This window comes from Pseudomonas sp. NFACC16-2, assembly GCF_900119205.1.
Lineage (GTDB): Bacteria > Pseudomonadota > Gammaproteobacteria > Pseudomonadales > Pseudomonadaceae > Aquipseudomonas > Aquipseudomonas fluorescens_Q.
Genome location: NZ_FPIX01000014.1, coordinates 95,044 through 110,062, shown reverse-complemented (window position 1 = coordinate 110,062; position 15,019 = coordinate 95,044). Strand labels below are relative to the sequence as shown.

Genomic DNA, 15,019 nt, shown 5'->3' with positions numbered 1-15,019 from the left:
GAATGCCGCCAGGGACGCTCCGCGTTCCGCTTCTGGAAGGTGACGCAGAGCATCACGGGATGCACACCAGAGCGTGGGGACGATCAGCTTCAAGCCAATCCATGGATTGTCTGGGCTGACGCCTTCGCGAGCAAGCCCGCTCCCACAGGGGATTGGCGGTTCGATCGTTCCCACGCTCCTGCGTGGGAATGCCGCCAGGGACGCTCCGCGTTCCGCTTCTGGAAGGTGACGCAGAGCGTGGGGACGATCAGCTTCAAGCCAACCCACGCCACGGGGTCTCTGGGCTGACGCCTTCGCGAGCAAGCTCGCTTGCAGAGGAAACGCGACCACCAAAGAACCAGGACGGCGATCAGGCCGCCTCGTTGATCTCGGCGGCCCATTAACCACGCTGGCTTAACGCAGATATTGCGCAGTGCCATATCACCCTCTAACCCACCGCCCCTGCCGACTCAACTCAGGCTTTTTTAAAAACACCCTCTGCGGCAACAGCAACCAAGCCAACGCCGGCAGCAAGATCAAGGCCCCGAGCATGTTCACCAAGAACATGAAGGCCAGCAAAATCCCCATATCAGCCTGAAACTTGATCGGCGAGAACGCCCAGGTCGACACCGCCACAGCCAAAGTCATGCCCGTCAACAACACCACTTTGCCGGTGAACAGAAGCGCCTGGTAATACGCCTGGGCCAAGGTGTCACCGGCCCGCATTCGCGCCAGGATAACGCTCAACACATAGAGCGCATAATCGACCCCGATGCCCACGCCCAGTGCAATGACCGGCAGTGTCGCGACTTTCACCCCCATGCCCAGCCCCACCATCAGCGCCTCGCACAGGATCGAGGTGAGCATCAGCGGCAGCATCGCGCACAGGGTTGCGCGCCAGCTGCGGAAGGTCACCAGACATAGCAGGCTGACCGCGCCATAGACCCAGAACAGCATCTCGCGCATGGACTTCTTCACCACGATATTGGTCGCCGCTTCGATACCCGCACTGCCGGCCGCGAGCATGAACTTGACCTCGGGCATCTGGTGCCCGGCGATAAACTGCTCGCTGGCCTCCACCACCCGGTTCAAGGTATCAGCCTTGTGATCGGCCAGGTAAACGTACAGCGACAGCATCGAGCAGCCCTGATTGAACAGTTCTCGTGGGGCACGGGTTTGCACGGCACCCAGTGCGCCGTCATTGGGGATCAGCTCATACCATTTGAAGTTGCCTTCGTTATAACCGACCGTGGCGATCTTGCTTAGCGCGGCCATCGAGGTGGTCGATTCCACGCCGGGCAATTGCTCCAGTTGCCAGGCCAGCGCATCTACCGCGGACAGGCTGGCGTAACGGGTGCATTGATCCTCGGGAGTCTTGATCATGACCACGAAAATATCCGAGCTGGCCGCATAGTTCTGGGTCATGAACAACGCATCGCGGTTGTAACGCGAGTCGGCACGCAACTCTGGAGCGCCGGGGTCCAGGTCGCCGATTTTCAGGTGCAGGCTCACGGCAAAACCAAACGCGGCCAACAGCAAGCCAGTCAACATGGCGCCCGTGGCCCAGCGCCGCTGGGTGAACAAATCGAGCACACGCCACAGGGGATGCTTGATCTGCGCCTGTTGCTCGGTGGTTTCCGCACTCAGGCTGCGTTGCGCTGCCGCCGGGCTGACGCCGATGTAGCTGAGCAGGATCGGCAGCAGGATCAGGTTGGTGAAAATCAGCACCGCCACCCCGAGACTGGCGGTGATTGCCAGGTCCTGGATCACCCGAATGTTGATCAGCAGCAACACCGCGAAGCCCACCGCATCGCAGAGCAAAGCGGTGATGCCGGCGGCGAACAGTCGGCGGAAGGTATAGCGCGCGGCGACCACCCGGTGGGTGCCACGGCCGATGTCCTGCATGATGCCGTTCATCTTCTGCGCGCCATGGCTCATGCCAATGGCGAACACCAGGAACGGCACCAAGGCCGAGTAAGGGTCCAGTTCATAACCGAGCAGCGCTAGCAGCCCCAGTTGCCAAAGCACCGCCGCCAGTGAACAGATCACCACCACCAAGGTGCTTCGCGCGCAGCGGGTGTAGCCAAACAGCACCAAGACCGTCACCAGCACCGCCACCACGAAAAACAGCAGTACCTGGGTCATGCCCTCGATCAGGTCGCCGACGATCTTGGTAAAGCCAGTGACATGAATCCGCAGGTCATCGGTCTGGTACTTGTCTCGCAGCGCCTCCAGTTGCCGGGAAAACTCGCCATAGTCCAGCGCCTTGCCCGTCTGCGGATTGATTTCCAGCAACGGCACGAAAATCACGCTGGACTTGAAGTTGCCGGCGACCAATTGACCGACTTCCCCGGAGCGGGCCACGTTGGTCCGCACCTGCTCGAGGCTGGTGGCCGAGCCATCGTAGTCGTCAGGGATCACCGTGCCGCCGTCGAGCCCGTCTTCGGTCACGGCGGTCCAGCGCGTGGTCGGGGTCCATAACGATTTCATGTAAGGGCGGTCGACGCCCGGCAGCAGATAGAGCTCGTCGTTGAGCCTGGCCAGGGTGTCGAGGTAGTCCTTGGTGAAAATGCTCCCCTGCCTGACCTCCACGGCGATGCGCAGCGAGTTGCCCAAGCCGCTCAGTTCCTTGCGATTCTCCAGGAAATTGGCGACATAGGGATGCCCCGTGGGAATGGTCTTCTCGTAGCTGGCATTGATGCCGATGCGCGTGGCTTGCCAACCGAGCACCAGCGTCACCAGCAGGCACAGCAGGATCACCAGCGGTCGATGGTTGAAGATCGCTCGCTCAGCGAAGTTGCCAGACGCCCGGTCAAAGTCTTCCTGGCGGCCGATCACGGTTTGAGTTTTATCGTCTTTCAAGTTTGACTCCTGTTGCACGAGCCGTGGCCCGATAGCGCTACACCGTGAAGTTTCAAGGTTGACCTGCGGCCCGCGGATCCTGGTCAGCGGCCACGCCGGTCAAGCCGACACTGGTCAGGCTGCCGTCGACCGCCTGCTGCACGGCAGCGAGGGTCCCGCCGCTGCGGCTCTGCCGCTTGTCAAAGCTTCGCCCCTGGTCATGGCTGAATAAAAGCTCACCACTCTGGCTGGCCAACAACAGGCCGCCGTCGCGCAGTTGGAGGGCACTCGCCAGTGTCGATTCGATACCGGTATCAAGGCGGCGCCAACTGTTGCCACGATCCCCGGACCACCAGGCGTTGCCGCGCAGGCCATAGACCACCAAGGCCCCGTCGCGGGTGCCGAGCAGACCGAAGAAGCTGCCCTCATACGGCGACTTCAAGGCCTGGAATGACTGCCCGGCGTCGGTCGAACGCAACAGCAAACCGCGCTCACCCACCAACCACAGATCGTTGCCCACGGCGCGGATGCCATACAGGTTCAAGCCCTGGGGATTGTCCACATGCCGCATCCACGGCTGCCAGCTTCGCCCGCCGTCGTCGGTACGGAAGATCTGGTTGTAGGCACCCACGACGTAGCCGTGCAGGCGGTCACTGAAGTACAGGTCGAGAAACGGTTTATCCGGTCCGTCATCGAGCATGCGCCGTGCCTGCGCCAAGTGGCTGGTACCGTCGGGTTGATTGACATCGCGCTCAGCGAACTGCACCGCCAAGGCGATGGCACGCTGACCGTCTAGTTGCTTTTGCCAGGTTTCCCCGCCGTCCTGGGTGTGCAACACCACGCCCAGATGACCGACCGCCCAACCCTGCTCGGCATCGACGAATTGCACCGCCGTCAGGCTGACACTGACCGGCACGCGGGCCTGGCGCCAGGTCGTCCCGGAATCGTCCGAGAGCAACACAATGCCGCGCTCACCGACCGCCACCAGACGCTCCCCGGCCCGGGTCAAGCCAAGCAACACCGCACGCGGTGCCTTGGTCGTCGGTAAGGCCGATTGCTGGAGCGCGGCGAACGTCGTGGCCGGTGCCGCGATGGCACTATTGGCCAACAGGCACGACGCCAGGACACAGGCTCCCCAGCGCCGGGCAAAACTCGCAAAGCATTGTTCAACGTTCATGTCTTTTCCCACTTCGAAAATCGCCAGCATCCGCGACGAGCCTCTCACCCGCCGCGGTGCTCCAGGGTTCAACGCATGTTTTCGTTCGCCATGGCATCCGGGGTGTAGAAGGACGCCGAAGGCGTGGCGATCTTCTGGTACTGGACCGCCAGGTCGTTGCTCGACGAATTGAGGAAATAGGCGCCGGTATCGAGGTTGTAGCTGCCCCACATGACCTGTGAAGTGAGCACCGGCATGTCCGGGGCCAACAGCGTCAGCGAATACATCTGCCGTCCCAACTTGCCTTGGGCGTCATAGCCGTCGACCAACAGGATCTGCCACGAATCCTCATCGATGTAATAGGTCCGACGCGGCACCACATGGCGCTTGCCGGATTTGAGCGTGGCCTCGACCACCCAGACCCGATGCTTCTCCCAACGCACCAGGTCAGGGTTGAGGAAGTTCGGCTTGACCAGCTCGTCGCTCTTGACCAGGCCGGCGCGATTATTGTTGTAGGGAACGATCAGTTCTTTCTTGCCCGCCAGCTTCAGGTCGTAGCGGTCGGTGGGGCCGAACAGCATGAACGCTTCGTCGAACAGACCAACGCCAGAGGTGACGAAGTCCGGCGTGTCATAGGCGATGTTCGGCGCCCGCCGCACTCGGCGCTGGCCGACCAGGTATTGCCAGGCCGCACGGTTGCCCGGGTCCAGGTCCCAATGAGTCATCAGGCCTTCTCCGGCCTTGGAGGACGGCAGCTCAGTCAATAACTTGCCGACCTGGTACTTGCCAGCGAATTGTTCCGGGCTACCGTTCTCGGAATAGTAGGGAAACTGGTAGCTGAACAGGGCACGGGTGGCCTGGACTTTCTTGCCGCCAGCGGTCATCAGCCACGTATCGAACGGCGCACTGATGGTCTCGGCCCCCTGCCAGGACAAGCGGTAATTCCACAACACCTGCGTGCCGTTGTCCGGGATCGGGAACGGAATGCCGCCGAAGGCACCGCTGACTTTCTCGGTCTCGACATCCAACGTGGCGCGGCCGGCATTCTTGGCGGTGTTGTCATACACCCATTGTGGTGCCGCCGCCGAGCGATGAGTGGGGTACACGTCCAGTCGGTAGTCCGGGTATTTCTTCAGCAGAAGCTTGGTACCTTCCGCCAGTTGGCCGGCGTACTGCTCCATGTTCGACGCCTTGATCGAGTACAGCGGCTTGTCGCTGGCAAACGGATCGGGCCGCTTATCGCCCGGTTTGTAGCCGGCCACGACCTTGGTGTAGCCACCGTCCCAGGCCGGAATACTGCCATCGGCGTTACCGGCGCGCTCGGCGCCGAGGGGCGTGAGTTCAGACTTCAAGCGTGCCACCTGTTCAGGCGACACCGCCGCCTGGGCCAGGCTCACGCCGGCCAGGGCCAGCGTCAGGAGGCAGGTGTTGAGCAATGTGTTGTTCTGCATGGCGAATCCACCTTATTAGAATGAGGTTTTCACGTAGAGCGAGACGAAATCGCGGTCGGCCAGCGACTGTCCGTAACTGAAATTGCCGTCCTCGCGCAGCCCGGCTTTCGGTGCGCCGAAGAAGTTCACGTAGTTCAGGCCGACGTCCCAACGCTGCAAGTAAGTCGCCTTGACCCCGACGCTCCAGTCACCGGAGTGGGTGTTGCCGAAGCCTGCCTTGCTGACGGCCGATGAACGCCCATCGAGTACCACGCCCATGCCAATCGGCACGGTCAGGTCGATGCCGTCGATCACCTGGAAGTACGCCGGTTCCAGCAGTACCCGCAACGCCGTGGCATCGCGGGTGGTATTGGAGTCCAGGGCCGCCGCGTTCTTGGTCACGCTCAAGGTACGGTTCCAGGCCAGTTCGGCCAGCGCGGAACCGCCGTCCCAGAACGAGGTGGGCGACAACAGGTAAATCGCCGACAGGTTGGCGTGGGCGGTCTTGCCTCGGGCAAACAGCTCATCGTTACCGCCATCGACGTCCAGGCCTGGCGCGACCACTTGCAGATTGCTGACCAGCGGCGCGTTCCAGCGCACGGAGGTTTCACCGGCGAAGTTGAACGGCCCGTGGGCGGTGGAGAAACTGACGCCGGCGGTTTTGATGTCTTCGGCGTAGACCTGGCGATAGGAACCCAGGATTGGCAAGCCAGTGGCCGCCGAGGCGGCGCCGTCGAGGTAGGCGTACAGGCCACTCGGGGCTTTGTCGTGGTACTGCGCGGCGTAGAAACCCAGCTCCAGTTCGGTCCCATCAGGCTTGTAGCGGATCTGCATACCGCCCTGCCCCGAATTGCGCGGTTTCAAGTCACCGGCATTGACGGTGTCGTTGCCAAACACTTCGCGCAACGGACCACTACCGTAGCCAATGGCATCGACATCGCTCAGGTAGCTGCCGGCACCGGGAACGTTGGAGCGCTCCCACTCGAACTGATAGTAAGCCCCCACCGACAACTGCGGATTGATCTGCAACTGCCCGGAAATCTGATTGACCGGCCGCAGGATCTCCTTGAACTGGGTCCCCGGCACGCTGAGCAACTTGACCACATCGCTCGGTCCCTGGGCATTGGCGATGCCGTTGCCGCCGTAGAACAGGCTTTCACCGTAGATGAGACTGTGCCGGCCCACGCGCACCACGCCTTGGGAATCTTCGCCAAGGTCACCGCGCAGGAACACGAAGGCGTCGAGAATTTCCGCATCACGGCCGTGGAGCTTGCGGGTTTCGCTGAGGAAGTGGGGCTGCTCGCTGCTGTCGGTGTCCTTGTTGTAGATATCGTCGTACCAGGCTGCGCCGCTCACGCGCAGACCATAGTTTTGCCGGCTCAGGTCCATTTCGGAAAACAGGTCCAGGCGATTGGAGACCAGGCCGCGACTGAAATTCTTGTCGCCCTGGCTCTGGATCGAAGGGTACAGACCGTTGGCGGTCGAGGCGTTGGTCAGGCGGCTGTCCTGCCCCTGCAGGCGCCAGGCCTGGCTGTACTTGATGGTGTTGTCCCAGCGCAGTTTCCAGTCGGAGTCACCCAGGTCCATTTGCATGGCCTGGACCCTTTCGACCATCACACCGGTGCTGCATAACGCCAGGAACAGGGCGCAATGCTTGAAACCAAAGCAATCTTTGAGGTTATCCATGGACGCTTCTCATTATTGTTATTTTTGGGCATGGCTTTGCAGCCAACACGCTCGGGTAGCGGCTTGCACCGTTCTACGGATGCGCATTCAGATGTAGGTGGAGGCCAATCCACCATCGACCGGCAGGTTGACGCCGTTGATCCAGCGCGACTCGTCGGCACACAGGAAAGCGATCACCGCCGCCACCTCATCGGCGTAAGCAGGACGTTTCATGCGATGGGAATCGGCCTGGGTCCGGGCCTCGCCAAGCATGCTCACGAAGTCGTCGAGGATCGGCGTGAACACCGGGCCTGGCGCAACACTGTTCATGCGCACCGAATGCTCAAGAAACCAGGGTTGGGCCTGCAGGTAGGTCCAGACGATCAAGGCTTCCTTGAAGTACTGGTAGCAGGTCTGGTCCGGCACCCGGTGGTCGGCCAGCCAGGCTTGCGCGGCAGTAAAATCCTCGATGCGCGCCAGCGCCTTGTGCTGTTCCAGGCGCAACGGCCATTCGGCGCCGAGGATCGAGGCGATATTGACGATGCTGCCGCCCGCGTTGATGCGCGGCAGCAGCGCACGGCTCAAGTGGCGCAACCCAAGGTAGTTGACCCGCGCCAGCAGTTGCGGGTTTGCGGTGCCCGGCACCCCGGCGATGTTGCACAGGCCGTCGAGCCGTGCGGGTAGCTGCGGCAGCAACCGTTCGATGTTTTCGGCGCTACTCAAATCGCCTTGCACAAAACCGTCCAGGGTCAGGTGCGGCGCCTTGAGGTCGACGCCAATCACGTGGGCGCCATGAGTGCGCAGCAGGCTCGCCGTGGCAGCACCAATGCCTGACGAGACACCGGTGACCAGCACAATCTTGTTGTCGAGTTTCATGTTGAGTCCTCTTATTATTTTTGTGTACTCGCAGAGCCCTCAGCTCATCGGGCCCTGTAAACCTGTCTGTCAGAAGGGGTAGACCGGTGCCTTGTCCTTGACCGTCACCCACTGCCATTGGGTGTATTCGTCCCAGTCCGCCGGGCCGCCGACGCTGCCGCCATTGCCCGAGGCGCCGCGTCCGCCGAACGGGTTGATGCACTCGTCGGCGACGGTCTGGTCATTGATATGCAACATGCCGCACTGCAACCGCTCACCGATGGCCATGGCCCGGCCCACCGACGACGAAATGATCGCCGCCGCCAAACCGTACTCGGTGCGATTGGCCAACTCGACGGCTTCATCATCGGTGGCGAAGCTGACCACCGTTGCCACGGGGCCGAAGATCTCCTCGTCGAAGGCACGCATGCCCGGTTTCACGCCGCTGAGCACGGTGGCCTGGTAGAACAGTCGATCGTGCTCGCCGCCTGCCTCCAGCCGGGCGCCAGCGCGCACGGAGTCGCTGACAATGTCGTGCACCCGTTTCAGTTGCCGCTGATTGATCAGCGGCCCCAACGCGGCTTCGCCCTGGGCGGCGTTGCCTACCGTCAAGGCCCGGGCCTTTTCCACCAGTTTGCGGGTCAGTTCTTCGGCGATGGATTCATGGGCAAGGATCAACCCGGTGGCCATGCAAATCTGCCCTTGATGCAGCCAGGCGCCCCAGGCCGCATTGCGGGCGGCGAGGTCGAGGTCGGCGTCTTCAAGAATGATCAGCGGGTTCTTGCCACCCAACTCCAGCGCGACCTTCTTCAGGTTGCGCCCGGCGACTTCAGCGACCTTGCGACCGGCACCCGTGGAACCGGTAAAGGCGATCATGCGCACGTTAGGGTCACGGCACAGTGCCTCACCGGCATCCGCCGCGCCGGGCAACACTTGCAACAAGCCCTTGGGCAGCCCTGCCACTTCGAACAACCGAGCGATGAGGAAACCGCCGCTCACCGGGGTCTGCGGATCCGGCTTGAGCACCACCGCGTTGCCCGCCGCCAAGGCTGGCGCAACGGAGCGCATGGACAGCACCAGGGGAAAGTTGAAGGGCGAAATCACGCCGACCACGCCATGGGGCTGGCGCCGCGCATAAGACAGGCGCCCCGCCTCGCTGGGCAGAACCACCCCATGGGCCTGGGATAGCAGGCCGGCGGCCTGATGCAACAGCACGATGGCTTCGCGCACTTCGTGTTGACCCTTGAACAGCGCGGCGCCGGTCTCCCGAGCCACGTACAGTGCCAGTTCTTCGAAGGAATGCTCGGCCACCTCGGCCGCCTTGCGGAAGATCGCCGCGCGTTGTCGCGGGCCCAGCGCCGCCCACCCCGGCTGCGCCAGGGCTGCGTCGCGGCTGGCCTTGGCAATGTCGGCGGAGTCAGCCGTGGCACAGCGCATCAGCCGCTCACCGGTGGCCGGTTCAATGATCGATTGCAATAGCCCCGACGCAGGTACCCAGTCACCGTTGAAGACACATTCCGACTCGATCACCTGGGACAACAGGTGGCTTTTGGATGCAGACATTTAACACTCCCGGCTCTTTGTTGTTGTCATCGTTTGCCGCACCTGGAAGGTATCGACGCAAACGCCGTGCAAGTGCTTGAGCAAGCGCTGTGCCGGTTTCGCCTGCGGACATTGATAAACCTGGCGCAGGGCTCTGGATCAATGCTCTGCGTCGAGTGCAAGACCGACGACGCATCTGCCGACGTGGCCGTTGGCCAGCTACCACTTGTTCATTTGATAAAGTTATGCTTAATAACTATCTCGCCAGATGATCATTTCGATCACCCGCCATCAGGGGCATAACAATGAATAATCCCCACTGCCAATTGCCGGATCACCGGATCGCCACCGAGCACTTCCGTCCACGGGGTGACAGCAACGAGCTGACCGACAACAGCTCGCCCACGACGGCAGAACTCACCGCATGTCTGTTTTTCTCCCCCGACGACGGCCGTATCTGGCTCAACGACCAACGCATGTTGCTGCTGCACAGTTCATCCTTCGGTGCGTTGCGCCGGGAAATCATTGAACGCCAGGGGCTGGAACAGGCCCGTGGGATGCTCACCCGCACCGGCTATTCCTCCGGCGCCCGGGACGCCCGGCTGATACGCGAACGCTGGCCCCACGCCGATGCCGCGGCGGTATTTCGCGCTGGCACGCATCTGCACACCCTCGAAGGCATGACCAAGGTCGAGCCGCTGCATTTCAAGTTCGATGCCGACTCCGGGTTCTATGAAGGGGAATTTCTCTGGCACCACTCCTGTGAGGCCGACGAGCATGTCGCCGCCTATGGCACCGGGCAGGATCCGGTGTGCTGGACCGAACTGGGCTATGCCATCGGTTTCGTCAGCGGGTTGTTCGGGCAACTGGTGATCTTCCGCGAAGTGGAATGCCGAGGCATGGGGCACGAACGCTGCCGAGTCGTCGGCAAGACCGCCGAGCAATGGGGCGATGTCGAGCAGGACCTCAATTACCTCAACGCCTCACCGCCAGCGGTCGTCGCGCGCACCGATGGCCAGTCCGACAGCGTGGCCGGCACCGCCCCGCTGCCGGACAGCGAACAGCCGCTGATCGGTGCCAGCGCCGCCTTCAACGCCGCGACCCAAGCCTTGCAACGGGTGGCCTTGACCCCCGCCACCGTGCTGGTCAGCGGCGAATCCGGCGTCGGCAAGGAGATGTTTGCCCGCCAGCTGCACCAGTTGAGTCGCCGACGCGATGGTCCGTTCATCGCCCTCAACTGCGCGGCCATCCCCGACAACCTGATCGAGGCCGAACTGTTTGGCGTCGAACGCGGTGCCTATACCGGGGCCACCCATTCACGCCCCGGTCGTTTCGAGCGAGCCCATGGCGGCACGTTGTTCCTGGATGAGATCACCTGCCTGAGCCTGGCCGGGCAAAGCAAGTTGCTGCGCGCCTTGCAGGAGCGGGAAATCGAACGGATCGGTGGTGGCCACGGCATCAAGGTCGATGTGCGGGTCGTGGCGGCCACCAACATCGACCTGCGCAAGGCCGTGGCGGACGGCGCGTTCCGTGAAGACCTGTTCTATCGGCTCAACGTCTACCCCATCGCCCTGCCGCCCTTGCGCGAGCGTCGCGATGACATACCGCTGCTGATCAATGCCTTCCTCAAGCGCTTTTGCCAGGAATACGGCCGCACCCCGATGGGCTTGACCATGCGCGCCTTGAAGGTCCTGCTGCGCTATGACTTCCCGGGCAACGTGCGCGAATTGCAGAACCTCATCGAACGCGGCCTGATCGCCAGCGAAGAAGGCCAGGCGATTGACCTGGTCCATCTGTTTCGCAATGAGCAACTGCCGGTGGACGCGTATTCCGTGGACCTGCACGGCGGTCTCTCGCCAATGGGCATGGCCGCCAACGACCCCGCGGAAAAACCGGCGCTGCTCCAGTCCCTCAGCCAACTGGACTCGGACTTCTCCATTGACGGGCTGGAGTCACGGCTGATCAACGAAGCCCTGCAACAGAGCAGCGGCAACCTGGCAGCAGCCGCACGCTCATTGGGGCTGAGCCGGGCACAGTTCGCGTATCGGTTGAAGAAGCATCAAAAAGGTGTACCGGACTGAACACCGAACCTGGGAGATGCTGCGAAGGCAGGTCTTGGGGCCGCTTCGCGCCCCAGCGGGAGCAAGCTCCCTCGCCACGGGTATATCGCCGGCCTTGAGTGAACAACATTACCTGTGGGAGCGAGCTCGGCTCCCACACTGGCTGTTCAACGAGGGTCAACATGGCAGGCTCCGTCAAGCAGGGGCTAAAGCGCCCCGCCGGTACTCGCTGGGGGTCTGGTTCATTTCTATCCGAAAATGCCGGTTGAAGTTGGACAAGTTGTTGTAGCCCACTTCAAAACAGATATCGGTCACGGGCATTTCACTCTGCAACAGCAAGCGACAGGCACGCTGGACCCGCAGCTTGCGCATCAAGTCAATGAAACCGTGCCCGGTGATGCGCTTGAAGAACCTCGAGAAGCCTGGCTCGCTCATGTCCAATTGGCGGGCGATCACCGACAGGCGCAGGTCGCCGGTGAGTTCGGCCTGCAAGTATTCGAAGGCTTTATGGATGCGCTCGGAGCTGCGCGCATCGAGGGTCGGCGCATAGCAAGGGCTCGCCAGGCTCAAGGCTTCGTCGCCAGGGGCTTGGTTGAGGGTGTGAAGCAGTTCCAGGAACAGCGCCAACCGCGCCAGTCCCTGGGCCGGGCCGATGGCTTCCAGCAGGTGCGCGGCCTGCCGCGCGGTGTTGCCGCCGAAGGCCAGGCCGCGGCGGGCGCGTTCGAACAGGCCCTGCAGATTGCCCAGTTCGGGCAGGGTTCGGCGCAAGGTCAGCAGCGTGGCACCGTCGAACTGCAAGACCACGTCGCGCCCGGGCAGGTGCTCGCCTGGCGCCAGGTCGCCCATCCAGTCGTGGGGCAAGTCCGGGCCAATCATCGCCACATGGCCAGGGCCAAACGGACCAATGTAGTCGCCCGCCAACAGTTTGCCGCTGCCCTGGCGGATCAGGTGGATTTCAAATTCAGGGTGATGGTTCCAGCGCGCCATCGGGTACGGGTAATCATGCTCGTACCAGCGAAAACTGTGTTCGGGCTCAGGCAGGATGACTTCCAGTTCGGCTGGTCGCTGCTCGAACAGGGGCGTTCGGGGATCAGGCATGTCGCGCCTCTTTTATCGTTATAGCGGGCACCTTACGCCGAGTGCGCAGCGCTTCGCCAGCCTCGGCCTGACCGGCCACTGATACTTTTTTAACCCGCACCTGTCGCACTCAAGGGCGTTAAAAAAGTATCAGCGCACGATCCTCCCTGCGTTTGTCGGCCTCCACGGGCGCTGCTGTAATCGGCTTGCCATTGGCGACGAACCGGTGCCGTACGTGGGCATCCAGTACGTGACGATTCCAGAGCTCCAAGCCATCGGCACCTCCGTCGGCCAGCTGTTTACCGCCGGCCTCACCGGCCAGATCACGGTGGAACAGGCATTGGCCTCGGCGCAATCGAGCACCGAGCGGGAAATGAAGCGGGCCGGGTATCCAAAGCAATAACGATTGGCACCGGCCTTTTGTGGCAAGGGATCTTGCTCCCGCTGGGTCGCGCAGCGGCCCCACATCGGCGAGTGCTATGCACTGGAGCGGGAGCAAGCTCCCTCGCCACATGGCTGTGTGCGCCGCCTACTTACCTAGACTGAAGACAGGACAACCCATGAAAAGACTGGAAGGAAAAAGTGCCCTGGTGACCGGTGCCGCCCGCGGTATCGGCAGGACATTCGCCCAGGCCTACATCAACGAAGGCGCCACAGTGGCGATCGCCGATATCGACCTGGAGCGGGCCCAGGCCACCGCCGCCGAACTGGGCGATAGCGCCTACGCGGTCAAAATGGATGTGACGGACCAGGCGTCGATCGACCAGGCCATCGACGCCGTGGTGGCCCGGGTGGGCAAGCTGGATATCCTGATCAACAACGCCGCGCTGTTCGACCTGGCGCCCATCGTGGAAATCACCCGCCAGAGCTACGAGCGGCTGTTTTCCATCAATGTCGCCGGCACGCTGTTCACCCTGCAAGCGGCGGCGCGGCAGATGATCCGCCAGGGCCATGGCGGCCGGATCATCAACATGGCCAGCCAGGCCGGTCGGCGCGGCGAAGCGCTGGTCGGTGTCTATTGCGCCACCAAGGCAGCGGTGATCAGCCTGACCCAGTCCGCCGGGCTGGATCTGATCAAGCATCGGATCAACGTCAACGCCATCGCCCCCGGCGTGGTGGATGGCGAGCATTGGGATGGCGTGGATGCGCTGTTCGCCCGCCACGAAAACCTGCCGTTGGGGGAAAAGAAGCGCCAGGCAGGGCAACAGGTGCCCTATGGCCGGATGGGCACGGCGGAGGACCTCGCCGGGATGGCGATTTTCCTCGCCTCGGCGGAGAGCGAGTACGTGGTCGCGCAGACCTATAACGTCGATGGCGGGAACTGGATGAGCTGATAATCTGCGATTTTATGGCCTTGAAACGACGGAAATGGACTTATTCGCCTGAAAGTTGATCCCACTATTTGAGGATCATCCCGAACGCTACCCAACGGTGCCGTTCCAAGGGATTTCAAAAGAGCGTGAATACCGTTGCCCCAGCGGGGCAAAAATTGCGCATCATAGGCGCCGTCCGCTCAAGGGAGATTTACATGCGTGCCATTTCATCCGTCATGGGTCTTGTCGTGCTGTCGCTGGGCCTGCTATTCACCACCGGTGCCACGGCCACCGAAGAGACGCAACTGGTCGAGTCCATCAACCTTTACCGCAGCCAGTCCCAAAGCTGTGCCGGCCAGGCCTCGCTGGAGTTGCCACCGCTGGCGATGGATTCCCGGCTGATCCTGTCGGCCAATGGCATCGGCGACCTGCAGCAGGCGCTGGCGCGGGCGGCCTATCCAATGGTCAACGTGCAGGCCATCAGCCTGTCCGGGCCGCGCGACGCACAATCAGCCATGAAAGCCGTCCAGGAAAGCTTCTGCCAGGTAGTACTCGACCCGCAGTTCATCGACATCGGCGTCAGCCGCCTGGACCGCGAATGGCGCATCGTGCTGGCGCGCCCACTGTTGTCGGCGCGCCTGGGTGATTGGCAAGCCGAGGGCCAGAAGCTGCTGAAACTGATCAACAGTGCCCGCACCCAGCCGCGTCGCTGCGGCACCGAAACCTTCGCCGCCACCACGCCGCTGGCCTGGAACGCCACCTTGGCCCTGGCCGCTGTGAACCACACCCGGGCCATGGCCAACAACAATTTCTTCGACCACAAGGACCGCGACAACCGCATGCCGGGCGACCGCGCCGAGCTGGCCGGCTATCTGGGCCAGTTGATTGGCGAGAACATCGCCGCCGGACAGGACACTGCGCTCAAGGTGGTGGACGGCTGGCTGGCCAGCCCGGGGCACTGCGCCAACCTGATGAACCCGCAGTTCCGCGAATTGGGCGCCGGGTACGCGAGCGATCCGAAAAGCGATGCCGGGATCTATTGGACGGCAATGTTTGGTACTCAATAGCGCGGTGGCCGGGCCATCGCCACGCGAGCAGGCT

Annotated in this window: 11 protein-coding genes and 1 pseudogene; 5 read left to right on the top strand and 7 right to left on the bottom strand. The window is 62.5% G+C overall.

Annotated features, from left to right (window positions below; genetic code table 11):
* The coding region (locus tag BT116_RS31235) for a hypothetical protein (protein WP_218190415.1) at positions 1–288 on the top strand (288 nt) is incomplete at its 5' end.
* Positions 289–420: 132 nt separating this feature from the next.
* Here BT116_RS31235 and BT116_RS14345 read toward each other — a convergent pair.
* The 6 genes from BT116_RS14345 to BT116_RS14320 all read right to left on the bottom strand — a co-directional run bounded on the left by BT116_RS14345 (position 421) and on the right by BT116_RS14320 (position 9,489).
* The gene (locus BT116_RS14345) at positions 421–2,841 is read right to left on the bottom strand and encodes an efflux RND transporter permease subunit (protein ID WP_072344823.1); all 2,421 of its coding nucleotides are present in this window, start codon (positions 2,839–2,841) and stop codon (positions 421–423) included.
* Between the two features lie 52 nt (positions 2,842–2,893).
* Positions 2,894–3,997: a WD40/YVTN/BNR-like repeat-containing protein gene (locus BT116_RS14340; protein ID WP_072344902.1), complete on the bottom strand. Its 1,104-nt coding sequence runs from the start codon at positions 3,995–3,997 to the stop codon at positions 2,894–2,896.
* Positions 3,998–4,065: 68 nt separating this feature from the next.
* A complete protein-coding gene (locus BT116_RS14335; protein WP_072344820.1) occupies positions 4,066–5,427 on the bottom strand; it encodes a DUF1329 domain-containing protein in 1,362 nt (453 codons plus the stop codon).
* Between the two features lie 15 nt (positions 5,428–5,442).
* Positions 5,443–7,092, bottom strand: a complete 1,650-nt coding sequence (locus BT116_RS14330) for a DUF1302 domain-containing protein (protein WP_072344817.1) — start codon at positions 7,090–7,092, stop codon at positions 5,443–5,445.
* Positions 7,093–7,179: 87 nt separating this feature from the next.
* Positions 7,180–7,947 (bottom strand): coniferyl-alcohol dehydrogenase, encoded by a 768-nt coding sequence (locus tag BT116_RS14325; protein ID WP_072344814.1) that lies wholly within the window; start codon positions 7,945–7,947, stop codon positions 7,180–7,182.
* Positions 7,948–8,016: 69 nt separating this feature from the next.
* On the bottom strand, positions 8,017–9,489 hold the full coding sequence (locus BT116_RS14320; RefSeq protein WP_072344810.1) for a benzaldehyde dehydrogenase: 1,473 nt from the start codon (positions 9,487–9,489) through the stop codon (positions 8,017–8,019).
* A gap of 284 nt (positions 9,490–9,773) precedes the next feature.
* Here BT116_RS14320 and BT116_RS14315 point away from each other — a divergent pair, with 284 nt between their 5' ends.
* On the top strand, positions 9,774–11,549 hold the full coding sequence (locus tag BT116_RS14315) for a sigma-54-dependent Fis family transcriptional regulator (RefSeq protein ID WP_072344807.1): 1,776 nt from the start codon (positions 9,774–9,776) through the stop codon (positions 11,547–11,549).
* Positions 11,550–11,723: 174 nt separating this feature from the next.
* On the opposite strand, the gene BT116_RS14310 is transcribed toward BT116_RS14315, so the two are convergent.
* A complete protein-coding gene (locus BT116_RS14310; RefSeq protein ID WP_072344804.1) occupies positions 11,724–12,626 on the bottom strand; it encodes a helix-turn-helix domain-containing protein in 903 nt (300 codons plus the stop codon).
* Between the two features lie 199 nt (positions 12,627–12,825).
* Here BT116_RS14310 and BT116_RS14305 point away from each other — a divergent pair.
* From BT116_RS14305 to BT116_RS14295, 3 genes and pseudogenes are all read left to right on the top strand, one after another.
* Positions 12,826–13,008 (top strand): annotated as a pseudogene (locus tag BT116_RS14305) (sugar ABC transporter substrate-binding protein); the annotation flags it as partial.
* Positions 13,009–13,165: 157 nt separating this feature from the next.
* Positions 13,166–13,939 carry an L-iditol 2-dehydrogenase gene (locus tag BT116_RS14300; RefSeq protein ID WP_072344801.1) on the top strand — a complete coding sequence of 258 codons (774 nt, stop codon included), beginning with the start codon at positions 13,166–13,168 and terminating at the stop codon, positions 13,937–13,939.
* 194 nt (positions 13,940–14,133) lie between these two features.
* Positions 14,134–14,985, top strand: a complete 852-nt coding sequence (locus BT116_RS14295; RefSeq protein ID WP_063321438.1) for a CAP domain-containing protein — start codon at positions 14,134–14,136, stop codon at positions 14,983–14,985.
* Positions 14,986–15,019 lie beyond the last annotated feature (34 nt).